Source organism: Niallia sp. HCP3S3_B10, from assembly GCF_052064465.1.
GTDB lineage: Bacteria > Bacillota > Bacilli > Bacillales > Cytobacillaceae > Niallia > Niallia hominis.
On sequence record NZ_JBQHVO010000051.1, the window covers coordinates 1 to 25,980 of the forward strand.

Here is a 25,980-nt window from a genome sequence, read left to right on the forward strand (position 1 = left end):
CTAGCTTTTTATTACTTGTTGTCATTCTATAACATTCGTTATAAAACGATTATTGTTGACGTTTGTTTGTTCAGTTTTCAAAGAGCAATTTAGTTAGTCACTCAAGAAGCGACTTTCCTAATATAACATCTATCAACATTCACTGTCAATAGTTTTTCAAAAAAACTTTTCCCGTCGTTTACTTCAACATTTCGTGTTGTTTCAGCGACGGATATAAATATAACATTATTCCAACATAATGGTCAATACTTTTTTAAAACTTTTTTAGTTTTTTTCTAAAACCTTATAATATCGATGATAAACTCCGGGACTTTTCGTTGAAACATTAACTACCTCTATTAAATGTTTATCGATCAAATATTCTAAAAGCATCCCTAGATCAACTGCATAAATAAAAAGTTCTTCTTTTTCTAATAGCTCATTAAATGTCCAAGTTTCCTTTTCTTTTAATATATCTAGAATATGGCTTGTACTTGATCTCATTCTGGAATGAATTAAGAATTCACTTGCTAAGAATAATAACTCAAGCCTTTTTTCAATCGGCTCATCACTATTTACTAGCTCTACATATAATTTATAGATTTCTGGCTCTATTTGTTTTACTTGGCTCCAAACGGTTACCTCTGGATGGAATCCATTTTCAATCACAGCTAAACGTGCTAAGTGATGTAGGGAGTGAACAATATCATTATAAGCGTCAAGATAATGCTTATTTTCAAAGAAAGCTTTCCCGTCCATATATCGTTTAATAAGCTTAGCGAATTCTAACGCCATCTTTTGTTTTCGTTCGTTAACGGGAAATTCCTTTAACTCATTTTTGAGTTGATAGATATATTCGTTTCGATCGAAAACAACTCTTCCATTGTATATCCATTCAAATATTCTTTTATTATTCCCCAATAAAATCCAATTTCTTAATTGTTGTTCTGTGACAATATGCAAAGCTGCTTTCTTTTCCGCATAAGTATAGTGCTTTATAAAAACAGGGTGTTCTGCTTCTTTTACAATAATTAGCATCACCGTATCAAAAGTATCTGTCACGGTCATTTCATTTTGTTTTTTATCAATGATTAATACGCCCAATGTATTTGTCTGGCTAGCTCTTTCTTGATATATAGGACGAAGAATATCTTCCATCGTTATTCCTCCATCTCCATGAATAAATTTTATTCGTTTCGTATTATTTCGACATTTTCTATTAAAATCCTGCCCTATTTCCATGGCATACATGAAATCTTACTACAACTTCTAAAAAAATAGTATTACTTTTTTTCTTTATATTCCCCATCTATTATTTCCGTATAATGAAGAACCTTCTTTAGGAAAACAGAAAAAAGAGGTATCTTTTTAAGATTAACCTTCGCATGCATTTATACGAAAGCTAATCTTAAAAAGACAACCTCTTCTATTTCTTACATTAGTGCGCTTCTTTTTTAGCACAATCAGGACAAGTACCGTAAATTTCTAGACGGTGGTGACTGATTTTAAATCCTGAAACATGGCTGGCAAATTGTTCGACCTCATCCAGTCCTGGATAATGGAAATCAACTATTTTGCCACACTCTTTACAGATAATATGATAATGGTGAGAAGTAATGAAATCAAACCGACTAGAAGAATCTCCATATGTCAGTTCCTTTACTAAATTTACTTCACGAAAAACTCTTAAATTATTATAAACAGTGGCTACACTCATATTTGGGAATTTACCTTCAAGTGCTTTATAAATTTCATCGGCAGTCGGATGTGACATTGAGCTTATTAAATATTCAAGTATCGCATGACGCTGCGGGGTAATGCGCACTCCTGTTTCTTTCAGCTTGTCAAGAGCTTCCTGTAACTCATTATGCTCGCTATGCTCATTATGTTCCACGGACATGCACCCCATTTCTAAAAGATATTCTTATTTTATAATGTTTATAAATAGTGTACTAATAATAGGTGGGTTTTGTCAATACAGTTACTGTAATAACGCCGTTTATAGATGAATAAACCGTTTAAAATAACAACGATAATGATTATTTAACAATACAAACTATTAGATAATAGCAGTTGCCTGATTGCTATTGATAATACACTTTCATTATATGCATGTCACGCGCTACTTTTCACCAGAATTTTTATCCAATTCTCTTTTTATTCTAAAAAAAGACCAACGAACGCTTCGTTGGCCACCGACATATATATGAGGAGGTATATGCTCACTATACAATATGCTTATCGCTCCCTAATGAGTGGACAAAAGTCCCTAGCTTTAAAATTAGGCTTCGATTTTTTCTAATGCTTGTTTTATTTCGTCTACATGGCCAGCCACTTTCACTTTACGCCATTCCTTAACGAGCTTGCCTTCTTTATCAATCAAGAAGGTTGATCTTTCAATCCCCATATATTCTTTTCCAAAATTCTTTTTCCATTTCCATACATCGAAGCTTTCTGCAACTTCATGATTTTCGTCGGATAGTAATGGAAATGGCAACTCGTGCTTTTCGATAAACTTCTTGTGCCTTGAAATCGGATCAGGGCTAACGCCAAGTACCACTGTATGAAAGCCTTTAAAATCTGCATGGTTATCGCGGAAGTCACAAGCTTCTGTTGTACATCCAGGTGTCATATCTTTTGGATAAAAGTATAAGACTACATTCTTTCCTCGAAAATCTGACAGTTTTATTTTTTCTCCATTATCTGCTTGTAGTTCAAAATCTGGTACTGTATCTCCCAATTGAATCGACATCGTATCCCGCCTTTCTTTTCCTATACCAAGCGTACCGAATTTACTTGGATGAAGCAAGAAAAGGAGTTTGCTAATGATTCAAATCTAGGACGGCTCTTGTGACAAAGGCGGCTGGAATCGTGTAGCCTATTAATGCCTCGATAAGAACGATCATTCTTCCGATTCCAATAGGCATTAAATCACCAAACCCTACAGAGAATAAGGTGACACCACTAAAATAGATGCTAGTGTGTAACGTATGAAAGAAATCATAGTTTAGAGAAGGAGTCTGTCCATCATTATATACAGGGATTCCATTCATTTGAAACAACGTATAGATTAAGCCAAAGCCAATCATAATGGTGATATAAACAAAAATTAAGTACATAAAATTTTCAAAGGATACCCATTTTTCTTTTACGCGGTAAGGAACAAACAATGTTCTTAAGCTCATCGCAATAAAAAAAAGGATTAAAGCTAATAAGACATAAAACATCTCCTTACCCCCTTACTTTATTGCTGCACGTCCTTAAATACTCCATCATTAATATTTATGCTTGTCTAAGGTAATTATGCGTTTATCCAGTTACACCTACCTGAGAACGTATGAAAGTTGCCTGTTGTTTAAAAGCTGTTTCCCTTTATCTTCTTTCAAAAAGTGCTAAAATGAGGGAAGGTATTCTATACAGAATGTTACGATTTATAGGAGGTTTATATGTTACATACCAATTCAGAACGATTACATGAAGAAGCTTTAGAGATTATTGTCGGAGGTGTCAACAGTCCTTCTCGCTCTTACAAAGCCGTTGGTGGCGGATCACCGATAGTGATGGAAAAAGGGCAAGGTGCATACTTCTTTGATGTAGACGGAAATCAATATATCGATTATTTAGCTGCATATGGTCCTATTGTGACTGGACATGCTCACCCACATATCACAAAGGCAGTCACTCGTGCAGCAGAAACAGGACTACTATTCGGTACTCCAACACCCCATGAAGTAAAATTTGCAAAAATGCTTCAGGAAGCAATCCCTTCCATGGAAAAAATCCGTTTTATGAATTCTGGAACAGAAGCCGTGATGACAACGATTCGTGTTGCGCGTGCTTATACTGGCAGAAACAAAGTCATTAAATTTGCGGGCTGCTACCATGGTCACTCTGATCCAATGCTAGTTGCAGCAGGTTCTGGACCTTCTACACTTGGCACTCCAGACTCTGCGGGTGTTCCTGCGGTAATTGCAGCTGATGTCATTACTGTTCCTTTCAATGATTTAGATGCCTATAAAGATGCCTTGGATAAATGGGGAGATCAAGTAGCAGCTGTTCTTGTGGAGCCAATCGTTGGAAACTTCGGTATCGTGGAACCTGTGGAAGGATTTTTACAAGGAATCAATGAGCTAACACATGAAGCTGGCGCACTTGTTATTTATGATGAGGTAATCACCGCTTTCCGCTTCACTTACGGTGGAGCACAGGATTTATTAGGCGTTTACCCCGACTTAACTGCCTTAGGAAAAGTAATTGGCGGCGGTCTACCAATTGGCGCTTATGGTGGTAAAAAAGAAATTATGGATCAAGTTGCACCAGTTGGACCAGCATACCAAGCAGGAACTCATGCCGGAAACCCAGCATCCATCCAAGCGGGCATTGCATGTCTCGAAGTATTAAAACAAGAAGGCGTATACGATTATCTAGATAAACTAGGCGCATTATTAGAAAAAGGTATTTTAGAAGCAGCTACTAAGTACAATGTTCCAATTACACTCAACCGTCTAAAAGGAGCACTTACTGTCTTCTTTACGACGGAAAAAGTATACAACTACAAGCAAGCAGAAAGCACAGATAGCGAAATGTTCGGCCGCTTCTTTAAACTATTAGTAGAACAAGGAATTATGCTAGCACCATCCAAATACGAAGCATGGTTCCTCACCATCGCACACACAGAAGAAGACATCGAAGCAACCCTACACGCTGTAGATCAAGCATTCGCTTCATTACAAGAAGAGTATAAATTTTAAATAGTTGTAAGGAAAAAGGTTCAGAGGAATTCTGGACCTTTTTTTATTTTCACAAAGGGGATCTTCCTCTTATAAATTAAAAAGATTAGAAGCTTTTTCTAATTTCCAACCACAGATAAATGAAGCGAACGCCTGTAGCGGAAATCAGCATCCCATTAAAACGTTTCACACCTCGAATATCGTTTAAATCCATTTCAATTTTAACAACAATATGTCCATTTTTTTAAAATCCATCGAAAAAAGAAAAAATCCGGCATTAGTCTATTGAAGTTAGCATCTAATCACTGTATAGTACATTATTGTGTTTACTTTTCGTGTTTTCCGCAAAAAGTAAGGGGTATAAGAAAATATGTTATTACGTTAAAGAAAGGAACACTTATTTATGACATTAGGAGCGCGTATTCTGAAAACAGGAATCGCCATCGTTTTAGCTTTATTTCTAGCACAACTATTAAATGCACCAACTCCTGTTTTCGCAGGAATTTCTGCCATTTTCGCCATACAACCAACCGTCTATCGTTCTTATTTATCTATCATTGAACAAGTGCAAGGGAATATCATCGGCGCCATTATAGCAGTAATATTTGTATTAAGCTTTGGAAACAACGTCTTTATTATCGGACTTGCTGCCATTATTGTTATTACTATTAACTTAAAATTAGGCTTAGAAAAGACGATTACCTTATCTGTTGTTACATTAATTGCGATTATGGAATCACCTACAGATGATTTCATCACATTTGCGATTATTCGTTTCTCTACCGTAATGCTAGGGATTCTGTCTTCATCAATCGTCAATCTGATTTTTCTACCACCTAAGTATGAAAATAAATTGTACAACCAAATTTCCGATATGAGTGAGGAAATAACAAAATGGATTCGCTTGAACATTAGACATGCATCCGAGCACAGTCTTTTAAAAAATGATATTGATAAAATGTCCGACCGGTTAATGAAAATAGACCAGTTATATATACTGTACAAAGAAGAACGGAATTACTTCAAAAAAACAACCTTATTAAAAACGAGAAAGTTAGTGATTTATCGGCAAATGATTGCAACATTAAAAAAATCATTTCAAACATTGAAAAAGATTCATCGCTATGAAAATGAGTTATTGAGTTTACCTGAATATTTTCAAAATATTATTCAGCAACAACTCGATTGTCTGATTCACCACCACGAACATGTGATGCTAAAATTTATTGGAAAGGTAAAGCCACATGTTATTTTTGAAGAAGGTAGCATTTCCCTTGACCGAAACATGCTATTCCAAGAATTGATGCAGTACTACAAGGAGACAGAGTCACTTGTCCACGAAAATGAAGAAGAACTAAAGCAATATCATATGATGCAAATCGTTTCAGCCATTATTGAGTATGATGAGAATGTGGAGCATCTTGATACATTGATTACCTCTATCCAGGTTCATCATAACCATGAAGCAGAGGTAACAATTGAAGAATAAAAAAACGATCCAGAGCGAAAATGCTTCTGGATCGTTTTTTCAATTCCCCAATTGCTGTATTTGAAATAGATCATGATAATGACCTTGTAATTTCATCAGCTCATTATGTGTGCCATCTTCCATGATTTTTCCGTGTTCGATTAAAACAATTCGATCTGCATGGGTAATCGTGGAGAGTCGATGGGCAACAATCAAGGTTGTTCTATCTTTTGCCAGTTCTTCAAGGGATTCTTGAATTGATTGTTCACTTTCCAAGTCTAAAGCAGAGGTTGCCTCGTCCAAAATTAAGATAGGTGGATTTTTCAAGAAAACGCGAGCTATCGCTACTCTTTGTTTCTGTCCTCCACTTAATTTCACTCCTCTTTCTCCAACTTTCGTTTCATAACCTTCTGGCAGCTGCATAATAAAGTCATGGGCATTCGCAGCTTTTGCGGCGGCAATCACTTCCTCTTCCGTCGCATTTGGTCTCCCAATCATAATATTTTCTCTAATGGATTCACTAAAGAGAATATTTTCTTGAAGAACCATTCCAATATGATCCCTTAAGGAACGAGCTTGTAAATCTCTTATATCTTTTCCATCTAAGAGAATCCTTCCACCTGTCACATCATAGAATCTTGGTATAAGACTAATTAACGAAGATTTTCCGCCCCCACTCATTCCAACAAATGCGATAGTCTCCCCTGGCTTAATATGTAAAGAAACATTATCTAATACTTTCGGATCCTTTGTATCATAGGCAAAATCAACCGCTTCAAATGCAATGTCACCTTTTACATTTGCACAAGGAATGGCATTTGGCTTATCCTGAATATCATATTTTTCATCAATCAAATCAAATACTCGATCCATTGAGGCAATCGATTGGGTTAATGTTGTCGAAGAATTCACTAATCTTCTTAATGGATTATACAATCTTTCAATATAGGCAAAAAATGCAATCATAGCCCCTAAAGTTAGATCACCATTTAATACTTGATAGCCAGAATAGGCAATCACAAACAATGGAGAAATATCGGTAATCGTATTAACAACCGCAAATGCTTTAGCATTCCACTTCGTATGATTGACCGCTTTTTCTAAGAAGGCATTATTATATTTTTGAAAATGCTTTTGTTCATGATTTTCCGTAGCAAAGCTCTTAATAACAGAAATTCCTTGTACCCTTTCATGCAAAAAGCTTTGTACTCCTGCTAGCGCCTGTGACCTTTCTCTTGTCAGCGTCCGTAAATTTCCAAAGAAATAACTCACGGAGAAAGCATAGAAAGGCAATAAAATGATGGAAACAAAGGTTAGCTTTATATTCATCGTGAACATGATAGCTATTGTAATCAATATTGTTACGGCATCTAACCATAAATTCATTAATCCTGTTAAAATAAAGTTTTTCGTTTGTTCGACATCATTTATTACACGGGAAATAACTTCTCCTGCCCGGGTATTAGAATAATATTTTAAACTTAATTTTTGAAGATGCATAAATAGCTGGTCTCTAATATCATATAGAATTTTATTAGAAGTCCATTGTGCGAAATATTGACGATAATACTCGATTGGTGGCCTTACTACGATAAAAATAATCGTCATGATGATCATAATCGTCCATAAATTGCTCATTTTAGTTGCCTGTGCTAAGTCTGGATTATTGATTATGTCATCGATTACGTACTTTAATAGCAATGGTATTAATAGCGGGATGGCAAATTTAACAATGCCGATGATAATGGTGCCAATGATTTGCCACCGATATGGCTTTACAAAAGCCATATATCTTTTAATACTGTCCACATATACTCCCCTCTCTATGTTGCCTTTGTTCTATTTCCTTTTTGGTAGTTTTGAAAACTTGTTTTGTGTTTGGCTTTGTTTACAGCTGTTAGGAAAACTTAGTGATTTCCTCTGTTACTTTTTCATTTTTCATGCTGGAATGGGCATGAAAATGTTGGCTTCAGTTACCTTTTGCTGTTTTTACCAGATGAATCGGGCACTGAAATGTTCTCTCTCAGGTTACCTTCCAAACTATCCCAACCACAATGCAAGCATTGATAATAAATCACACAATCTCTTCCATAACTAACTCTTTGATAACAATGAATCATTTTATCATTATTCGAAGCATATGCATAAGAAAAAAGCCTGCTGAATACCAACATGCTTTTTTCAGTCATCCATATTAACTTCTGTACGTTAAGTATCTTTCATACCACAAATCAACAAAATCTGGTGCAAAGGGACCTTTTCTTTGTCTTATCCATTGTATTAATTGATTTACTTGCGACTTTAAAATATGATCGATGACATCTGGATATTTCATTTCTTCACGGTGACGTTCATATTCATCCTCATCTAATAAATTGAATGTCATATCCGGGAAAATTTTGATGTCCAAATCATAATCAATATATTTAAGTGCCTCTCCATCGTATATAAATGGTGAGCTTAGGTTGCAATAATAATGAATGCCATCTTCTCTAAGCATGCCAATGACATTAAACCATTGTTGTGAATGAAAATAACAGATTGCAGGTTCACGCGTTACCCACGTTCTTCCATCTGATTCTGTAACAATTGTACGATCATTACCACCTATAATTAAGTTTTGCGTCCCTTTAAGTATCGTTGTTTCGTCCCAGATTCGATGGATGTGCCCATTATGCTTATAACTGTGAATTTGTATTGGTTCACCCTCGATAGGTACGCCCATTTTTATTTCTCCCCTACTTTCTATTTACGGACGCTTTGTAACCTGTTACATACTAAAAGCGATTCATTATTTCATTTAAGGCAACAAAGTACGATTCCTCTTTTTTCTTATTATAACGGTTATCTGGTAAATTTAAAACAAAAGAACCATTGAAATTACACAATGGTTTCAAATATTCCATATTTTTTTTATGAACTCGATGATAGTTTTAGCTCATTTTCTTGATAGACTCGAATGACTTTTTCTGTTTGCAATTCAAAAATTTGTTGTATTTGCTTAAGTTCTACTTTCATTTTGCCAATTTCTATTTGCACTTCTTTTAATTCGGTTTCTTTTTGCAGCATTTGTAATTGTGCTTCAATTTCTTCGCACCGCTCTAATTCTCCTTGTAAATATAGTAGTTTTTCCATTATTCGCATTTGCTCTCCAACTAAACCGTTAAATACATCCATGAAAAAACACATCCTACTCTTTATTTTTAGGTTCGGTAATACTTTATTTATCATCTTTCTTTAACTATTTCTGTGTATGTATGATTATTCCTTTGACTACTTCTGTAGACAAAGAAGAAGTTTTGTCGAACTATTTTTATTGTAAGCGGCACCGTATATTAAAAAAATTAATAATAGCTATTTCCATAAAAAGCAAAGGGCACTCTCCCGTAAGTGAAGTGCCCTTTGTTTGCATTATTTGCTTGTGTTTTGAGATTTTTTAGCTTCAGCTTGTTGGTTAGCTTTTCTTACTTCTGAAGCGTTTGTTTCGCTTGCAAATTCAGTACCAAATTGACCTTGGCCTGCTTGAGCGTTTTGTTGTTTTACTTCTTGGATGTTAGTTCCTGATTGAGTTACACCAGATTTTTTAGCCATGAATATCACCTCCACGCCTATTAATTTGTCCCAGACATTTCGGTTCTATCCAAAGTTTTTATTTTCCAATAAAATCCAATTTTTTCTCTAAAGAGAAAAAAGAGAATCTTCCTCAGAAGGAAAATTCCCTTTTCTTACTTACACTAATAACGAAATACCACCATCCACAATAATCGTTTGCCCTCTTATCATACTAGCGTCATCGCTTACTAAAAACATAACTGCGTTCACTAGGTCTTCCATTTCCACCATTCTTCCCGCTGGCGTTTTATCTGCTGCCGCTTGAAGCAATTCTTCTCTATTTGGGAAATGTGTTAATGCTTCTGTATCAACAGCTCCACCAGAAACAGCATTAACCACAATATTTTTTGGAGCTAATTCTACTGCTAAATATCTAGTCAACGCTTCTACTGCCGCTTTACTTACCCCAACAGTCGTATAGTTTTCTAAATAGCGAATCGCTCCTAATGAACTGATGCTGACAATCTTGCCGCCTTTATCCATTAATTTCGCCGCTTCTTGCGCACAGAATAATAACGCTTTACTGTTAATATTCATTGTCCAATTCCAATGAGACTCTTCTAATTCCATAATTGGTCGTAACACACCAGATGCTGCGTTATTAACGAAAACATCCAAACGCCCGAATTCTTCTTTCACTTCTGCGAACATTGCTTTAATTTTATCAACATCCCCAACATTCGCTTTTACTAAAAGAACTTTTCTTCCTAATGCCGTTATTTCATCGGCTGTTTCTTGGGCAGCCTTTCTGCTTCTTGCATAGTTAATAACGATATCATAGCCCTCTTTTGCTAATCGAATCGCTGTTGCTTTTCCTATTCCTCTACTGCTTCCTGTAATTAATGCTACTTTGTTTGTCATTCTTTTAATTCCTTTCCCATCCATTTACTTTTCATTTTACCTCTATTAATGCATAGTTCGCAAACAACATTCGCACAATAGATATAGATATGCTTAAGGTAAAGGAAGGTATTGGATAATGTATGTTGGTAGAGATATGACTGAATTAGCAATGATCGCTAAAGGCGAATGGAAGGATAACGAGCTTGCCTACTTCCATCATTCCTTACAGCAAATGACTCCCTATTTAAATAGCGAAGGAGCAAGTATTCATCGTGAAATTATCGTGGAGATTGAAAATAGAGGCGGCTTAAAAAGAAACGAAGCAGATTATACACATGGAACAGAAGTGAACGATGATTAAAAAACAAGGGGACCAACTGTGGTCACCCCTCGTTAATTTGCTCTGATAAAAACTTCAGCATCTTTTGATGAGACACTGGGAATGGGAATGGCTCTATCTCTTCGGAATTCACTTTTCGTAGATCTTCCCTTTCCTCTTTCAAATCAATCAATTTTCCACTATAGACATTGATATTCCAAATCAAATGGGAAAAGACATGTTCAATTCTTGTAATCATTTCGCCAACTTCTACTGTTGCTTGAAAGTCTTCCAAAAGCCTTTCCTCTAGCTGCGCTTTCTCGCTTTTTAACACTTGAACGATTTCCATATTAGGAAATTCCCATAGATTTGCAAGCAATCCTGTGCTAGGTCGCTTATGAATCAATGTTCTTCCATCTTCATCTGTCAAAACGACAGCAGCAAGCTGGATTGACTTTTGCTTCTTGCTTTTCGTCTTAACCGGCAGTTCCGTTACTGTTCCTTCATCAAATGCATGACAATGCTCTCTAACAGGACAAAGCAAACAAGACGGCGAAGTAGGTGTACAAATTAAGGCACCTAGCTCCATTAAGGCTTGATTAAAATAGGATGGATTCTCATGTGAAATCAGGACGCGCACGGCTTCTTCAAAAGTTTTTCTCGTTTTCGGCTTGGCAATATCTTCCCAAATCGAAAGAATTCTAGATAAGACCCTCATAACATTTCCATCAACAGCAGGTTCTGGAACACCATAGGCAATACTTAAAATCGCTCCCGCCGTATACGGGCCTACTCCCTTTAAGCCAGAAATTTCTTTTGGCGAATCTGGCACTTTGCCCTCATACTTTTCATGGACTTCCTTTACAGCGGCATGAAGGTTTCGTGCTCTTGAGTAATAGCCTAACCCTTCCCAAGCCTTTAATACCTTCTCTTCTTCCGCAACTGACAATGCTTCAATTGTTGGAAACTGAGAAATAAATCGGTTAAAATAGGGAATAACCGTATCAACCTTAGTCTGCTGAAGCATTATTTCAGACACCCATACTTTATAAGGATCCTTATCCTTTCTCCATGGAAGATCTCTTTGTTCCTCGGTAAACCATTTTAATAAATCTTCTCTAAATTGCTCTACATTCACTTGGTTCTTTATCATTTCTTGCCTTTCTGTCACCATAAACCTCCATATGTTAATTATTAATTTTTTTGGGAATAACAATGTATAGACTTCTTTTTATTCTATTGGACATAACATGCATCATAGGATGAAATGGGATAGAATGAAAGTATGAAAAATCTTACTAACAAGTGATATCCTAGCCAAAAGATTTGATGTTATTAAAGTAAGTATAAATAAGTAAATTTGTCTCATTTTAAATAAGAGAACTATTTTTTTATAAAAATTATGCGATTGTCCGATGTATATTATCGATTTTTATTATTTAATAACATTATCCGCATTTTTTGTCCTATGCTTTTCTTTAGCTGTTTGTAGTGTATCTTTTGTTAAGAAAAAAGAAAAGCATATTTTAATTGTAATTATGGTGTTTTCATCCAAATAATGCTGGAGAAAAATCAGGGAGGTTTGGTATTTTGGATACAGGAACACATATCGTCATGGGGATTGCACTTGGTGGGTTAGCGACGTTAGACCCGGTTGTTGCTTCAAGTCCTGTAACAGCTACAAGTGTTATGATCGCCACAATAGTGGGCTCTCAAATACCAGATATCGATACGGTTTTAAAATTAAGAAACAATGCCGTTTATATACGTAATCATCGTGGAGTCACACACTCAATACCTGCAGTAATTTTATGGCCATTGCTCATCACCGCGGTCATTTATCCGATTTTCTTAGAAGCAAATTTATTGCATTTATGGCTTTGGTCCTTTTTAGCGGTTTTTCTGCATGTTTTTGTAGATATTTTTAACGCTTACGGTACACAGGCCCTTCGCCCCTTTACAAATAAATGGGTTGCGTTGGGAATTATTAACACATTTGATCCAATCATTTTTTCTATGCATATTATTGCTATTTTATGTTGGATATTTGGCTCCAATCCTGGATATACTTTTTTAACGCTCTTCATCGTTCTAATCGGTTATTATCTGCTGCGAATTATCACACAGCGGCAGGTAAAAATAAATGTGAAAAAGAAGATTCCGAACGCAACTGAAATCATTTTATCACCAACGATGAGATTTAATCACTGGCGTATTGCTGTAATGACTGATGACTCCTTCTATGTCGGTCGATCGCATCAGCATGAAATTGAAATTTACGATAAATTTCATCGCATTCCAATTCCAAATACACCAGTTCTCGCAGCAGCACAAAAAGATAAGAACCTATCTGCATTCTTATCCTTTTCTCCTGTTTTTCGCTGGGAAGTCTTGGAGCTCGATGACCAATACCAAGTCCGTTTCATTGATTTGCGCTATCGAAGCAATGGACATTATCCATTTGTCGCTGTCGTTCATCTAGATTTAAATTTAAATATTATTACCTCGTACACAGGCTGGATCTTTAGTGAAGATAAACTTAAAAAGAAACTCGATATACTAACAAATTAGTATAAGACAGGTCGACTCAAACGTCGACCTGTCTATTATTTAAATGAATTTTCAATGCAATTTCTTTTTATCATCTGTAAGAAATTCTTTATATTTTGGATTTTCTGCGACAAATTCATGTAGCTTTTCTCCATAGTTTTCAATCCACTGACTGACAACTCTTTCAGTTACTTCTTCTCCTTGATATTTCCGACCAGCTTTTGCATAAGTTGCTTCGAAATCTTCCCATAATAATTCAACCCATGTTTGCGCTTGCCCTACTGAAATAAATGAATTATGCTCCAGTAGCCGTTCCACTAACTTTTTCTGTACTTCATGCATCATTGATTCCTTCTTTCTTTTTCTGTTTTTACTTATAGATTGCAGATGGATAACAAATACTATCCGTAGTAATAAACAAATATACGTTTATTACTGTTTACTTAGTTGATTCTTGGAGGTATAACGATGGGAAATGTAGATAATACAAATGATGTAAAGCTTGAAGGAGAACCGAGAGCTAAAGCAGAATTTGCTTCTAAAAGAGCAAATGGGACAATCAATACACATCCTCAAGAGAGAATGCACGCTTCCTCTCATCGCAGACCGAAAAAATAAGGAAGTACTGTAGGAAAGAGGGAGAGACCATACACGGTCCCTCCTCTCCTTTCCCTCAATCCTTCTTTTTCAATAACGCAATCGGAATACCTTCTTCTTGGCTTCCATCTATTTTCCGTTTTCCCCAGGCAAATACACCATTCATATAATCGATTTGAAAAAGAACTCCAGGATCTCCTTCTATTTCATACACTTCATTCGGTTTAAAATCTTTTGGATTTAATAAATAGGATTTTGCGAGAACTGCTTTTCTTTCTAAGACTGCATACTCATTAATCATTCCAAGCTGTTCCGCCTTTTTTGCTTGATCATTTAAAGTGGATATTTCCATACGGAGCTCATGTTCTGTCATCATGCTATATCTTTTTGTCAGCATTTATATTCCCTCCACTACAAACTAGTGTAATAAAATTAACCAGATTCGGCAAAAATTTAGATTATTTATTTACATTTCCTCTTCCATTTCATCTAAATATTGTTCGATAAGATCCATCGAGAATCCTTTACGGTATAAAAATTGTTTCATTTTCTGTGTGAATTCATAGCCTGTAAATTTTGCAAATTTCCTTCTTGCCTTCTCGCCATGAATCCGAATGGTTTCTAATCCATCGCTATCCATTTCAAGAATCTCTGGCATCCTTTTCACTTCCTGAATAATAGCAGTGGTAAATCCTTTGCGAACAAGTGTCTGCTCTAGCTTCTGTAATAAAATTTTCTTAGAATCCTTTTTCTTCCCCGCTAAAAATTTCACCATTACCTTTTGTGCAGACTGAAGTTGATCTTCATATGCAAATTCCTCCATGGCACGCTCGATCAATTCGATCTGAACGCCTTTTTCTTTCAGCTCTCTTTTAATCGATTCTGGTCCTTTTGTTGTTGTATTCCGTTGGGTGCGCACATAGGAGAAAGCATAATCTTCATCATCGATAAATTTCATATCCTTTAATTTCATCATTACTTCTGATACGAATGACTCGTTTTCCATTTTAGCAAGTAGATGTTTTCTTACTTCCTTTTCCGTCCTTTTCACTTTAGCCAAATACCTAACTGCCAGATGGTAACCTTTTCTTATTTCATCCGTATATTGAATTTCATTTAATAAGAGAGAATCGAGTTCCATCCCTTTCTGCAACTGGTACTTCACTAACACAGCCTCATCTACACTAAATGCATAAACCTCTTTCCCTTGCTTTATCGTAAAAATATTATAACGGTCGTTTAATTCCTTTTGTCTTGTAATTTTACTAATAATCATCCCATCACCACATTATTATCTATTTTGAGATTTTCTTATTCTTAGCTTTAACAGAAACTTTTTATTAACATTCACTTAAACACTTCTCCTTAAAATGTAGCATAGAAAAAAAGGAATAGCAGTACTTTTGCCTTCTTCCACTAATTAATTTACATCCTGTGTGCATCTATATTACCCAACTAGGAAAGAATAAAGAAGATACTTTGGAATGAGAAAGGAATGGTATAGATGGATAGAAAGAAAAAGCAAAAACAAAAACATACACTATCTAGTATGCAGGCAGTAACCTATCAACATGAATTTAAAATGGCTGATCGAGCTGCTAGCAGAAAAGATAATAAATAAGCCAATCTTATCCTTCTTAAGGAGAGAATTTCCGTATATTCTCTCCCCCTCTTTTATGTTAACCCTTACATTTATGTGGATAAAATAACCTTCATCCTGTTGATAATGTGGATAAGACTGTGGAATACTTTATTTTCAGCATTTATCTTGTTAGTAAATAAGTTGATAATCTAACCGTTTTTCCACAGTTAATATTGCGATTATTTTCAGAAATATACAACAAAAAAGGACCTTTCCACTTTATTAATGGCTAAGACCCTTTTTTTAAATAGTATAAGAATTGATATAATAGCATATAAGTCTTTTAAATGATTTCTTCCTTGTTTCTACCTTCTTCCAATAAATTAGCTTTATTATAGTAAAAGATGTATTTTTGAAAATAATGGTTTCTCTCTAAGCCTCCTTTTGCTCGATTCGATTTTTGTGAATATTTAGTAGCCAGCCGTTTACTGTGTCTAATTTTTATTGTTAGTAAAACAGAATTCATCATTTTCCCCCTTCTAACCATTCTTAATAACGAACAAATAATCAAAAAAATAATCAGCTTTATTTTTATATTTTTCTCTTTTTTATTGATTCGTTATTAAGAACATGTTTTGTATATAAACCCCTTTATACTTTTAAATATACTCATATATGTTCTTTATGTCAATGAATTTTCGTTTCTTTTAAAGAACAAATGTATAAACAGCTATTTGTTTTTTATAAGAAATAGCTATTTGGTAAAACTGAAATTTATCATGGTAAAGTACAAGGGTTCATAAGATAATCTTTATAAAGATTGGATTGAGGAATAGCAGGATAACTTTTTACGCTCTTCTATCCTTTCTATCTGTTTTAATTCCTTTAATAAATCACCTATACAAACTAACTCCATAAATAAATAAGTTATTTTCCAATTGTTGTCACTATTTATTTCTTCCTTTAATTCACTTGGGAGTAACCTACAACTTTGTATTAAAAGTGTTTTACTTATAGCGGAGTCCAATTCTTTTAAATCGTCCATCTCTATTATTTCTTGTATATGGCCAATTGCATTCATCATTTCTTCTTTCTTTTCATCGCTTAGAGATATTTTTGTGAAGTTTGAAGAGCTTAACAGCCCAAGGTGATAAATTAGCTGTCGCAAAATAGCTACCTTTTTATATTCATAATGAAAAAGCTTCATACTTTCTCGACTCGAATGATATAATTTCCACTCCATTTTCTGATAGGAACAGAGCGTTTCTATACGATCCAAGTTCTTCCTCAATACATCAAAGGTATTTTTTGTGCTCTTATGTAAAGGCTGTTGGGCTATGATTTCCTTCCCCCTCATTTGAAGAAAGTTTCCAGCTTCTGCAGATAAAAATCTAATTTTATCCATAATCCCTTTTGAATAATCTGGGTGAATGACTAAAAGATTTACCAAAGAAGATACGATTAACCCAATGCCAGTTGTCCCTAATCGAACGAAAAATGATAAAGTATAATGGTCATGAACAGTGGAAATCATCGCTACTCCTGTAAGCGTGGCAACTAAGATACCTGCATGTAATCGTAATTTATGGCATGTAAACAAAGTACCAAGCGCTACGATTGTATACGTGTACGGTTGATCTCCTAACAGATATGTAAAAAGAACAGCATATGCTGCTCCTATTGCGGATGCAGGAAAACGGATAAATGCTTTTTTTATTGAGTCTCTTGCAGTTGGTTCTATCGTCACTATGGATGTAATAACTGCAAACATTACTGGCCATTCCAACAAATAGCAAAAAACAGAGGTTAACAAAACCGCTATCCCTGTTTTTACGATCCTTCCACCTACTATTTTATTATTTATTAATGCTGTTATCATAGATGATACCTTCTTTATTTATTCATTAATTATCTTTATTATACTGCAGGAAAAATCCTCATAGGGGAAATTAAACATTTTATTTTTAGAAAATAGAGGAGAAACAGAATAATGAACCTATCTTCAAAAAAAGCAAAGAAGTTTGCATATATCAAACTCCTTTGCTTTGGCATTCACTTAGAAAGAAACGCTCTCTCCTGCGAACTTTTTTCGATAATGTTCTTCAATATTACTTCTTTTTCAAGATAACTGGATTTAATTCCAAAGTGGGGTTCTATACGTTCTATCGCTTTATTGCCCATCAATAATAATTTAACTGCTCGATAAGGCATATTAATTCCAGCAAGACAACTATAATGTAGACCCCCAGACATTCGTGGGTTAATCTCTAATAATTTTGGCTTGCCCTCTTTGTATTTCACTTGAATATTATAAACAAAGGGAATTTCTAAAACTTGATTTATTTTCTCCGCCAATGTAATTAATTCTTGATTGTGTTCTAGTTCCCTTACTCTTCCTTTTCCCTTTTTCCTTGGAATAGCTACCATTAACTCTCCATCGTATCCTAAACAATCAATACTATATTCTGTTCCATCCAAGTATTCCAACACCATTAAGGGTGGAAATTCTGATTGCTGCTTTAATATACTATAAGCATGATCAAATGTTATTTTATGAGAAATGCCTTTGTTAAATAGTTCTTCAATGCTGTCTAGGCGATCCTGAATGATTCGAAAACCATTCCCACCTTCTCCTATCACAGGCTTAAAGCATACAGTATGTCCTTTATCCTTTAAAGCATAATAAGCTGCTTTAAAAGCTTCTGCATCGCTGACAACAAAGTAATCAGGAATAGCAACATATTCCTTCAGTAGGGAATGTCTCTCTATTAACCGATAGGTAGCTTCTTTGTCATCGAGCTCCTCCATCAAACGAGCATCTGGGCAAACAAGTACCTTAACTCCTAAATCATTGAATTCCTTTATATGCTTGGCAATAAGGACATTTTCCTTCCGCGGAACAAATAGATCAATCGAATGGATACGACAAAATTCTAAACAAAATTGAAGATAATCTTCTCCCGTAACAGTTGGTTCTTTGAAAGCTGCATCACAATAACTTAAGTAAAGGGCATCTTCATTGCTAGAAGTTCCGTATACTTCAAATTCGATTCCATCTGAATTATAACGGATCATATCAATAAAATGTGCAACTGTTGTGAACCATTGGTTAAACCAAATTCTTTTTTTCATTTCTCTATCCTTTCAGCTATACTAATGATTTCCATTTTTTAGCTCTCTGAAATTTTTATTATGGATAACCTATCTTCTTTTTATTCCTATTGTTAAACAAAAATTCGACAACCTCTGTCAAATTCCTGCATCTTGCAGTACCCTTTTCTGAAACTTCTTTTTATTCACTCTGTTTCAAGTTTTTAAATTCAGGGAAAATAGATACAAATAATACTTTTATTTGTATAGACAGATTCTAATTTGTACTATTCTATTAGGCTCATGCTATAATTAATAAATAGTATTAATTTTGTAAAAATGTTAAAAGGAGATCTGTTTATGACAAAATTCACTGGCTACATTGGCACATATACAAAGAAATCGAGTAAAGGTATTTATTCCTTTGTACTAGACACAGATGCAAAAAAAATCACGGATGTTTCGCTTGCAGCTGAAATTGAAAACCCTACCTATTTAACAATCACAAACGATAATCAGCATTTATTTGCAGTCGGCAAAGAAGGCTCTACAGGTGGAGTTTCTGCTTATTCTATTAGTGCTGACGGAATTCTCTCTCTCATTAATCGCGTATATTCAGAGGGAGCATCACCCTGTCATGTAAGTGTAGATGCTGATAAAACAATCGTTCTTTCTGCAAATTATCACAAAGGAACTGCGGAATCCTACTCATTAAATACAGCAGATGGTTCATTAAATCGTGTGGCATCTATTATTGAACATACTGGGACAGGCCCTAATACTGCACGCCAGGAAAAACCGCATATGCATTTCGCTGGTTTTACTCCAAATGATCAATACGCAGTCTCTGTTGATTTAGGTACAGACCGCGTAGATACTTACAAGCTCGTCGATAATAAGCTAGAAGAGGTTAGCAGTTTGTCTGTTAAACCTGGAAGTGGTCCAAGACATATTGCCTTCCATCCTAATGGTAAATTTGCTTATGTCATGACAGAATTAAGCAATGAAGTTATTGCTTTATCCTTTAACTCCGAAACAGGAGCATTTGAAGAATTACAATATATCTCTACTTTACCAATTGATTTCACAGAAAATAGTCAAGGAAGTGCAATCCATCTTTCTTCCGATGGAAACTTTGTATACGCAGGTAACCGCGGACATAATTCCATTTCTATTTTCCAAGTTAATAGTGAAACTGGCCAATTAACCTTTATCGAACGAACTTCAACAGAAGGAAACTGGCCAAGAGATTTTGTTTTGGATCCAACAGAACAATTCCTTCTTGCATCAAATGAACAGTCTGACACTCTTACTTTATTTGAGAGAGATTCTGTTACAGGAAAACTTACTCTATTACAATCAGAAATAGAGGCACCAGAACCAGTTTGTGTTAAATTTTTAAATAATTGAGAAAAGCGAAGGGCAACCGTTTAGGGGCGTGTGGGGTGGAAAAATCGTTCCTGAGATAAAGGAAACATGAAGAGCAATAGCGATTCAATGTTGACTTATCGAAAGGGAAGGTTGAGTAGCCCATCAGCTCCTAGATGCCCGGTGCTAGACAGCAAATTGACTTCAGAAAACTTTACATTCTTAACGTCAAGAAGGAGGAGGCGGATAGCCTTCTCCTTTATTTACAGTCTAAGGTTTTTTTAAGCTAAATATGCTTCCTGAACTTGTTTATTCGTAATGAGCTCTTCTCCTGTTCCTTCTAGTACAATCTCTCCTGTTTGAATAACATATCCTCTACTTGCAATTTGCAATGCTTGGAATGCATTCTGTTCCACCAATAATATCGTCATCCCTTGTTTATTAAGCTCTTTGATAATTTCAAAGATTTGCTCCACAATAATAGGAGCAAGCCCCATTGATGGTTCATCTAACATCAGCACCTCTGGCTGCATCATGAGTGCTCGACCAATTGCAAGCATTTGCTGCTCTCCGCCACTCATTGTTCCACCTTTTTGCTCCACTCTTTCTTTTAATCTAGGAAAATATTCAAACACTTTTTGCATTCTTGTTTCAATTAATTGTTTGTCTTTTACTGCAAACGCTCCAATTAATAGATTCTCTCGTACCGAAAGCTTTGGAAAAATCCTTCTTCCCTCAGGCACTTGTGAAATGCCCATCACAGCTGTTTTATGTGCTGCTATATTAGCAATATCCTTTCCATAATAAAGAATGCTTCCCTTTTTTATCGGCACCTGCCCACTAATGGATTTAAGCGTTGTGGATTTTCCGGCACCATTGCTTCCTATTAGTGTTACAATTTCTCCTTTATTCACATGTAAGCTTATTCCTTTTAAAGCTTGAATTCCACCATACCAAGCTTCGATTCCTGTTATTTCTAGTATCTTTTCCACGCTGCTACCCCCTTTAAGCAAGTGATACCGCTCCTTTTCCTAAATAGGCTTCGATTACTTTAGGATTGGAACGAATCTCTTCAGGACCACCTTCTGCAATTTTCTCTCCATGATCTAGTACGATGATATGATTGGAAATTTCCATGACTAGCTTCATATCATGCTCTATTAAAATAATCGTTAAATCATATTTCTTACACATATCTTGAATTAAATTTGTTAATAACCTTGTTTCCTTTGGGTTCATACCAGCAGCAGGCTCATCTAATAATAAAACGCTAGGCTTTGTGGCTAAAGCACGAGCAATTTCTAATCTCCGTTGTGCCCCATAGGACAAATTTCCAGCTGCTTCATTTAATAGATCAGCAAGCCCTACATATTCTAATATCCGGTATGCCTCTTTCATCGCTTCCTCTTCTTCATGTCTTGCCTTTGGTAATTGAAACAATGTTCCAATCAAGCTTCCTCTAATATGGTTATGCATACCGACCATGACATTTTCCAATACTGTAATATCACTGAAAAGACGGATATTCTGAAACGTTCTCGAAATCCCTTGTCTTGCCACAACATGAGGCTTAAATCCAGCAATCGATTTTCCAGCTAGAACTATTTCTCCAGACGTTGGTTTATATACACCTGTTATCATATTAAAAAAAGTAGTTTTTCCAGCACCATTTGGACCAATTACAGCTGTAATCGAATTTTTTTCGACTGACATATCAATATTGGCATTCGCTACAAGTCCGCCAAAAGTTTTGGTTAATCCTTTCACCTCGAGTATATTCACTTGATGCCCCTCCTTAAGCAATTTAGTAGATTACTGTTTTTCCGCTATGCTCTCTTTTAATTTCTTTTCATTAAATTTCTTGTTTTTAGCAGGTATCAATCCTTGAGGACGATATAAGGTCATAACAATTAAAAGTGCACCGAAGATAAATCTTTGCATTTTTGCTGGAGATAAGGCATCTGGAATAGTTGTCACTTGACTTAACCAACCAGTTAATTCTGTTAATACCTGTAAATTCAAAATCGTAACAACTGCAGCTCCCAATATAACGCCTGGTACGCTTCCCATTCCTCCTAAAATAACCATAACTAGAATAGTCGTAGATTCTAAGTAGGTGAAACTTGTAGGATCAACAAACATCTGCTTGGCAGCAAAGACAACTCCCATCATTCCAGAGAAAGAAGCTCCGATAGCGAATGCTGTTAATTTTGTTTTTACAAGGGGAATTCCCATTGCTTGTGCCGCAATCTCATTTTCTCTTACCGCTTTCCATGATCTCCCTAACTTTGTATGCTCCATTCTAGTAACTGCATAAATAACAATAATGAACATAACTAAGACAATATAATAGAATTGATTTGGCTGGGCTAAGGTGATGCCAAATATTTCAGGCTGTTGAATGCTTGGAAGCCCCATTGCTCCATTTGTTATGTTTACTGGCTTATCTAAGTTATTAAATACAATTCGGATTATTTCACCAAAGCCTAAGGTTACAATGGCTAAATAATCTCCTTTTACCCTCAGAACAGGAATCCCTAATAATACACCAAATAATGCTGCTACAAATAACCCGATTATGATAAAAAACCAAAAGCTGTTTCCAGACAAAGGATAGGTTCCAAAAGGCATGAAATTATTTGCCTGCGCACTAGCAAAAATACCATATGTATATGCTCCTACAGCAAAAAATGCTACAAATCCTAAATCAAGCAAACCGGCAAGACCTACTACAATATTTAAGCCTAGTGCCATACATACATAAATTCCTACCATTGTTGCTACTTCCATATAAGCCTGATAGGAGGGCCCTTGACTAGCTGAAACGGGCAACACAATTACTAAAATAAGTAAGGCTATCCCCCACTTCATTTTATTTCCTAGATTCATATAATAAAGAATCAGAAGTGACAATAGTAGAAGTAAAAAGGCAATAACTGATTTTTGCGAAAGGGCTAAAGCTGCAGTAGTAACTAATACGTAGGCAAAGAAAAGAATGATTTGGGCCACTTTATTTGTTTGGATTGTTTTGATCATGTTAGCCATCTTTTCCACCTACACTTTCTCTGCTACGGCTTTGCCAAATAAGCCTTCTGGTTTAAAAATAAGAACGATAATCAATATGGCAAATGCAACAACATCTTTATATTCTGCGCCCATAATACCACCTGTTATAATGGAAAGATTGGCAGCAGTAAACATTTCAATTAATCCAATGAGCATACCACCGAACATTGCCCCACGAATATTTCCAATTCCGCCAAGTACTGCTGCTGTAAATGCTTTAAGTCCTAGTATAAATCCTATATAAGGATCGATTGTTCCATACTGCACTGCAAATAGTACGCCTGTTGCACCACCTAAAGCAGATCCTACAAAGAAGGTCACGGAAATTACTTTGTTCACATTAATGGACATTAAGGAGGCAGTATCTCGATCTTGGGCAACTGCTCTCATTGCCATGCCCCATTTTGTTTTATTAACAAAAAAGTCTAATCCAACCATCAAAATAACCGCGACAATAATGACAACTAGAAAGGAACTTTTGAAGCTTGCTGCATGGGAACCGAAAATAGATCCGATGCTAATCTTATCGGTGAACAGACTTGGTGATGTTAAAATATAATTCCCTTTGAATAATTCTGTGATAAAACGAACGATATCCTGTAATAAAAAGGAGATACCAATTGCTGAAATAAGGGCAATTAGCTTTGGCGCCTTACGTAGCGGGCGATAAGCAACTCTTTCAATTCCCATTCCTAAAAATCCTGTTAGCAGACTTGTAAATAGGAGCATAATAATTAATGATATAACCGCAGGTAACATGGATGTCCATCCTAAGCTTGTTAAAACGATTAAGATACTTGTCCCAATGAATGCTCCTGTCATAAATATTTCTCCGTGAGCAAAGTTTATTAATTCTAATATTCCATAAACCATTGTGTATCCTAATGCAATAACGGCATATACGGCTCCTAATGTTAATCCATCAATTAAAACTTGCGGTAACGTTTGTAAGATTTCTGTTAGCATTTTCTTCCCCACACTTTTGATTTAATTGTGTTTAGTAGATAGATAGGAATTATCATGAAGCCCGTTGATTTCCGCTACAGACACTTGCTTTCCGCGGGAGGGATGGGAGCCTTCTCAGCTTCGCCTGTGGGGTCTCCCATTTCCCTCATTTCCCGCAGGAGTCAAGTGTCTTCCGCTCCAATCAGCTCAGCAATATTAACGTCAATGAGCTTGGCATTTATAGTTACTATCTATCTACTAGAATATATATTCAACCTAAATTGGTAGACTTTCTTAGTTATGTAATGCTTGTAAAAAATAGAAAGGGTACAGGATGATCCATACCCTTTCTATGTTCTTGCTTATTGGCTGATTTCATCCTCTAAATTAGCTGGATATTTTGCTTCGTCAAATTTGTAGATAAAGATTTTCGCATACTTGTTATCGCCTTTTTCGTCAAATCCAACTTCTGTTACTACCCCTTTGTAATCTTGTGTTTCACGTACAGCATTTGTTACATCTTCACGTGATGGTAATTTGTTATCATTATCTTTAATAGCTTTCTCAATTCCTGCTAGCAATACGGCAGCTGAGTCGTATGCATATGCTGAATAGGATTCAATGCTTTTGCCAAAAGCTGCTTGATAGTCTTCAGCGAATTTCGTTCCTTCTTCTGATTTTGTTGTGTCTCCAGCAACAGAAGTAAGGAATGTATTTTTAACAGCATCTCCAGCAATTTCCACAAAAGTAGAAGAGTCTAAGCCATCTCCACCCATGAATGGGATATCTAGTCCTTTTTCACGAGCTTGTTTAACAAGGATTCCCCCTTCTGCATAAAGACCTCCAAAATAGATTAAATCAGGCTTTTTAGAAGCTACTTGGTTTAACACACCATTGAAGTCTTTTTCCCCAACTGTAATTCCTTCATATCCAACAATTTCTGCTCCTAGCTCTTCTGCAGCAGCTCTAAATGCATCTGCTAGCCCAGAACCATATGCTGTTTTATCTTGGACAACAAAAATTTTCTTTGCTCCTAATGTTTCCACCGCATATTGTGCACCTGCTGGACCTTGGAAGTCATCGCGAGCTACAACCCGGCTAACGGTTTTTAAACCGCGATCTGTATAATCTGTTGCTGTACTTGCAGGAGATACACTTACTAGATTATTTTTCTCATATACTTCAGATGCTGGGATGGAAACACCTGAATTCAAGTGTCCCACTACGCCTAATACGGATTGATCTGCTACAACTAAGTTAGCATTCGCCACTCCTTTTTTCGGATCTCCCTGATCATCTTGTGCATCCAATTTAATTTCAAAACCTAACTCAGCAAATTTGTCCTTCTGTTGATCAATTGCTAGTTGTGCTCCTAGTTTAATTGCTTCTCCTAAAGTTGCACTTCCTCCAGAAAGTGGAGATTGTGTAACAATTTTGATTACTTTATTGTCACTAGATCCTTCACTATCAGAGTTTGCATTTGAAGCACAGCCACTCATAAATCCTAGTGCCAATGTTGCTGTCATAGCTAAAGAAAGTACTTTTTTAGATAACATAGTTTGCCCCCCTATAATTGTTTTTATCTATGAAGCTCCGGGAGATTTTCCCAATTGCTCCTGTTCCATGTATGGATTATAATCCTCTTCTAGACAAGTGTCTTTAATTTTGTCAGATATTCTGACACTATTTTTTCTAAAAAGTTAATATATTCTGACACTTTTCTTAGTATTTCGAAATTATTTGCAATAATAGCAACGTTTCTTCTATTTATTCGACTTATTGTTGTGGTGGTAAGTTTATAAATGGTAAAGAGGGAGGAAGATATAGTTAT

General features: G+C 35.7%; 28 protein-coding genes. 7 read left to right on the forward strand and 21 right to left on the reverse strand.

Translation table 11 applies throughout. The features are described from left to right. Nucleotides 1-264: 264 nt before the first annotated feature. The 4 genes from ACTNDN_RS18480 to ACTNDN_RS18495 all read right to left on the reverse strand — a co-directional run bounded on the left by ACTNDN_RS18480 (nt 265) and on the right by ACTNDN_RS18495 (nt 3,206). Nucleotides 265-1,137: a nucleotidyltransferase-like protein gene (locus ACTNDN_RS18480; protein ID WP_251629702.1), complete on the reverse strand. Its 873-nt coding sequence runs from the start codon at nt 1,135-1,137 to the stop codon at nt 265-267. A 280-nt stretch (nt 1,138-1,417) separates the two neighbouring features. Further along, nucleotides 1,418-1,873 carry a peroxide-responsive transcriptional repressor PerR gene (gene perR, locus ACTNDN_RS18485; protein WP_269320393.1) on the reverse strand — a complete coding sequence of 152 codons (456 nt, stop codon included), beginning with the start codon at nt 1,871-1,873 and terminating at the stop codon, nt 1,418-1,420. 387 nt (nt 1,874-2,260) lie between these two features. After that, nucleotides 2,261-2,731 carry a thioredoxin-dependent thiol peroxidase gene (gene bcp, locus ACTNDN_RS18490; RefSeq protein WP_031539768.1) on the reverse strand — a complete coding sequence of 157 codons (471 nt, stop codon included), beginning with the start codon at nt 2,729-2,731 and terminating at the stop codon, nt 2,261-2,263. 70 nt (nt 2,732-2,801) lie between these two features. Beyond that, on the reverse strand, nt 2,802-3,206 hold the full coding sequence (locus ACTNDN_RS18495; protein ID WP_031539766.1) for an ion channel: 405 nt from the start codon (nt 3,204-3,206) through the stop codon (nt 2,802-2,804). A gap of 219 nt (nt 3,207-3,425) precedes the next feature. Between ACTNDN_RS18495 and ACTNDN_RS18500 the strand changes: the two genes are divergently transcribed. Continuing rightward, nucleotides 3,426-4,730, forward strand: a complete 1,305-nt coding sequence (locus tag ACTNDN_RS18500; RefSeq protein WP_031539763.1) for a glutamate-1-semialdehyde 2,1-aminomutase — start codon at nt 3,426-3,428, stop codon at nt 4,728-4,730. A gap of 382 nt (nt 4,731-5,112) precedes the next feature. After that, complete coding sequence (locus ACTNDN_RS18505) at nt 5,113-6,198, forward strand: FUSC family protein (protein WP_031539762.1); 1,086 nt, start codon at nt 5,113-5,115, stop codon at nt 6,196-6,198. Between the two features lie 39 nt (nt 6,199-6,237). Here ACTNDN_RS18505 and ACTNDN_RS18510 read toward each other — a convergent pair whose 3' ends face one another. From ACTNDN_RS18510 to fabL, 5 genes are all read right to left on the reverse strand, one after another. Further along, nucleotides 6,238-7,986: an ABC transporter ATP-binding protein gene (locus tag ACTNDN_RS18510; protein WP_031539759.1), complete on the reverse strand. Its 1,749-nt coding sequence runs from the start codon at nt 7,984-7,986 to the stop codon at nt 6,238-6,240. A gap of 385 nt (nt 7,987-8,371) precedes the next feature. Beyond that, nucleotides 8,372-8,902, reverse strand: coding sequence for a nucleoside tri-diphosphate phosphatase (gene ntdP / locus ACTNDN_RS18515; RefSeq protein WP_031539758.1), 531 nt, complete (start codon nt 8,900-8,902; stop codon nt 8,372-8,374). A 188-nt stretch (nt 8,903-9,090) separates the two neighbouring features. Continuing rightward, nucleotides 9,091-9,354 carry a YgaB family protein gene (locus ACTNDN_RS18520; RefSeq protein WP_031539757.1) on the reverse strand — a complete coding sequence of 88 codons (264 nt, stop codon included), beginning with the start codon at nt 9,352-9,354 and terminating at the stop codon, nt 9,091-9,093. A gap of 234 nt (nt 9,355-9,588) precedes the next feature. Further along, a complete protein-coding gene (locus tag ACTNDN_RS18525; protein WP_251629704.1) occupies nt 9,589-9,768 on the reverse strand; it encodes a gamma-type small acid-soluble spore protein in 180 nt (59 codons plus the stop codon). Between the two features lie 138 nt (nt 9,769-9,906). Beyond that, complete coding sequence (gene fabL / locus ACTNDN_RS18530) at nt 9,907-10,650, reverse strand: enoyl-[acyl-carrier-protein] reductase FabL (protein WP_031539753.1); 744 nt, start codon at nt 10,648-10,650, stop codon at nt 9,907-9,909. Nucleotides 10,651-10,768: 118 nt separating this feature from the next. On the opposite strand from fabL, the gene ACTNDN_RS18535 reads away from it, so the two are divergent. Then, a complete protein-coding gene (locus ACTNDN_RS18535) occupies nt 10,769-10,993 on the forward strand; it encodes a hypothetical protein (protein WP_031539751.1) in 225 nt (74 codons plus the stop codon). 22 nt (nt 10,994-11,015) lie between these two features. Here the strand turns inward: ACTNDN_RS18535 and mutY are convergent, their stop codons facing one another. Next, nucleotides 11,016-12,125 carry an A/G-specific adenine glycosylase gene (gene mutY, locus ACTNDN_RS18540; protein WP_031539750.1) on the reverse strand — a complete coding sequence of 370 codons (1,110 nt, stop codon included), beginning with the start codon at nt 12,123-12,125 and terminating at the stop codon, nt 11,016-11,018. Between the two features lie 416 nt (nt 12,126-12,541). Here mutY and ACTNDN_RS18545 point away from each other — a divergent pair, with 416 nt between their 5' ends. Continuing rightward, nucleotides 12,542-13,522 (forward strand): metal-dependent hydrolase, encoded by a 981-nt coding sequence (locus ACTNDN_RS18545; RefSeq protein WP_235252041.1) that lies wholly within the window; start codon nt 12,542-12,544, stop codon nt 13,520-13,522. A gap of 51 nt (nt 13,523-13,573) precedes the next feature. Here ACTNDN_RS18545 and ACTNDN_RS18550 read toward each other — a convergent pair whose 3' ends face one another. Further along, nucleotides 13,574-13,843, reverse strand: a complete 270-nt coding sequence (locus ACTNDN_RS18550) for a YfhJ family protein (protein WP_441131751.1) — start codon at nt 13,841-13,843, stop codon at nt 13,574-13,576. A gap of 126 nt (nt 13,844-13,969) precedes the next feature. On the opposite strand from ACTNDN_RS18550, the gene ACTNDN_RS18555 reads away from it, so the two are divergent. Continuing rightward, complete coding sequence (locus tag ACTNDN_RS18555; protein ID WP_031540334.1) at nt 13,970-14,119, forward strand: small, acid-soluble spore protein K; 150 nt, start codon at nt 13,970-13,972, stop codon at nt 14,117-14,119. A 55-nt stretch (nt 14,120-14,174) separates the two neighbouring features. Here the strand turns inward: ACTNDN_RS18555 and ACTNDN_RS18560 are convergent, their stop codons facing one another. Beyond that, nucleotides 14,175-14,495 carry a YfhH family protein gene (locus ACTNDN_RS18560; protein ID WP_235252040.1) on the reverse strand — a complete coding sequence of 107 codons (321 nt, stop codon included), beginning with the start codon at nt 14,493-14,495 and terminating at the stop codon, nt 14,175-14,177. A 69-nt stretch (nt 14,496-14,564) separates the two neighbouring features. Continuing rightward, nucleotides 14,565-15,374 (reverse strand): recombination regulator RecX, encoded by an 810-nt coding sequence (gene recX / locus ACTNDN_RS18565; RefSeq protein WP_251629706.1) that lies wholly within the window; start codon nt 15,372-15,374, stop codon nt 14,565-14,567. A gap of 228 nt (nt 15,375-15,602) precedes the next feature. On the opposite strand from recX, the gene ACTNDN_RS18570 reads away from it, so the two are divergent. Next, complete coding sequence (locus tag ACTNDN_RS18570; RefSeq protein ID WP_235252038.1) at nt 15,603-15,719, forward strand: YfhE family protein; 117 nt, start codon at nt 15,603-15,605, stop codon at nt 15,717-15,719. 304 nt (nt 15,720-16,023) lie between these two features. Here ACTNDN_RS18570 and ACTNDN_RS18575 read toward each other — a convergent pair whose 3' ends face one another. The 3 genes from ACTNDN_RS18575 to ACTNDN_RS18585 form a co-directional block, all read right to left on the reverse strand. Next, on the reverse strand, nt 16,024-16,206 hold the full coding sequence (locus ACTNDN_RS18575) for a hypothetical protein (protein WP_031540268.1): 183 nt from the start codon (nt 16,204-16,206) through the stop codon (nt 16,024-16,026). Nucleotides 16,207-16,491: 285 nt separating this feature from the next. After that, the gene (locus ACTNDN_RS18580; protein ID WP_441131743.1) at nt 16,492-17,559 is read right to left on the reverse strand and encodes an aromatic acid exporter family protein; all 1,068 of its coding nucleotides are present in this window, start codon (nt 17,557-17,559) and stop codon (nt 16,492-16,494) included. Nucleotides 17,560-17,732: 173 nt separating this feature from the next. Next, nucleotides 17,733-18,812, reverse strand: a complete 1,080-nt coding sequence (locus ACTNDN_RS18585; RefSeq protein WP_349205027.1) for an ATP-grasp domain-containing protein — start codon at nt 18,810-18,812, stop codon at nt 17,733-17,735. 318 nt (nt 18,813-19,130) lie between these two features. Here ACTNDN_RS18585 and ACTNDN_RS18590 point away from each other — a divergent pair, with 318 nt between their 5' ends. Beyond that, nucleotides 19,131-20,180 (forward strand): lactonase family protein, encoded by a 1,050-nt coding sequence (locus tag ACTNDN_RS18590; RefSeq protein WP_441131744.1) that lies wholly within the window; start codon nt 19,131-19,133, stop codon nt 20,178-20,180. A gap of 239 nt (nt 20,181-20,419) precedes the next feature. Here the strand turns inward: ACTNDN_RS18590 and ACTNDN_RS18595 are convergent, their stop codons facing one another. From ACTNDN_RS18595 to ACTNDN_RS18615, 5 genes are all read right to left on the reverse strand, one after another. Continuing rightward, nucleotides 20,420-21,130 (reverse strand): ABC transporter ATP-binding protein, encoded by a 711-nt coding sequence (locus tag ACTNDN_RS18595; RefSeq protein WP_031539192.1) that lies wholly within the window; start codon nt 21,128-21,130, stop codon nt 20,420-20,422. Between the two features lie 13 nt (nt 21,131-21,143). Next, nucleotides 21,144-21,920 carry an ABC transporter ATP-binding protein gene (locus tag ACTNDN_RS18600; RefSeq protein WP_031539194.1) on the reverse strand — a complete coding sequence of 259 codons (777 nt, stop codon included), beginning with the start codon at nt 21,918-21,920 and terminating at the stop codon, nt 21,144-21,146. Between the two features lie 30 nt (nt 21,921-21,950). Continuing rightward, nucleotides 21,951-23,183, reverse strand: coding sequence for a branched-chain amino acid ABC transporter permease (locus ACTNDN_RS18605; RefSeq protein WP_031539196.1), 1,233 nt, complete (start codon nt 23,181-23,183; stop codon nt 21,951-21,953). Nucleotides 23,184-23,192: 9 nt separating this feature from the next. Further along, complete coding sequence (locus ACTNDN_RS18610; protein WP_031539197.1) at nt 23,193-24,170, reverse strand: branched-chain amino acid ABC transporter permease; 978 nt, start codon at nt 24,168-24,170, stop codon at nt 23,193-23,195. Between the two features lie 341 nt (nt 24,171-24,511). After that, on the reverse strand, nt 24,512-25,705 hold the full coding sequence (locus tag ACTNDN_RS18615) for a branched-chain amino acid ABC transporter substrate-binding protein (protein WP_031539198.1): 1,194 nt from the start codon (nt 25,703-25,705) through the stop codon (nt 24,512-24,514). Between the last annotated feature and the right edge of the window lie 275 nt (nt 25,706-25,980).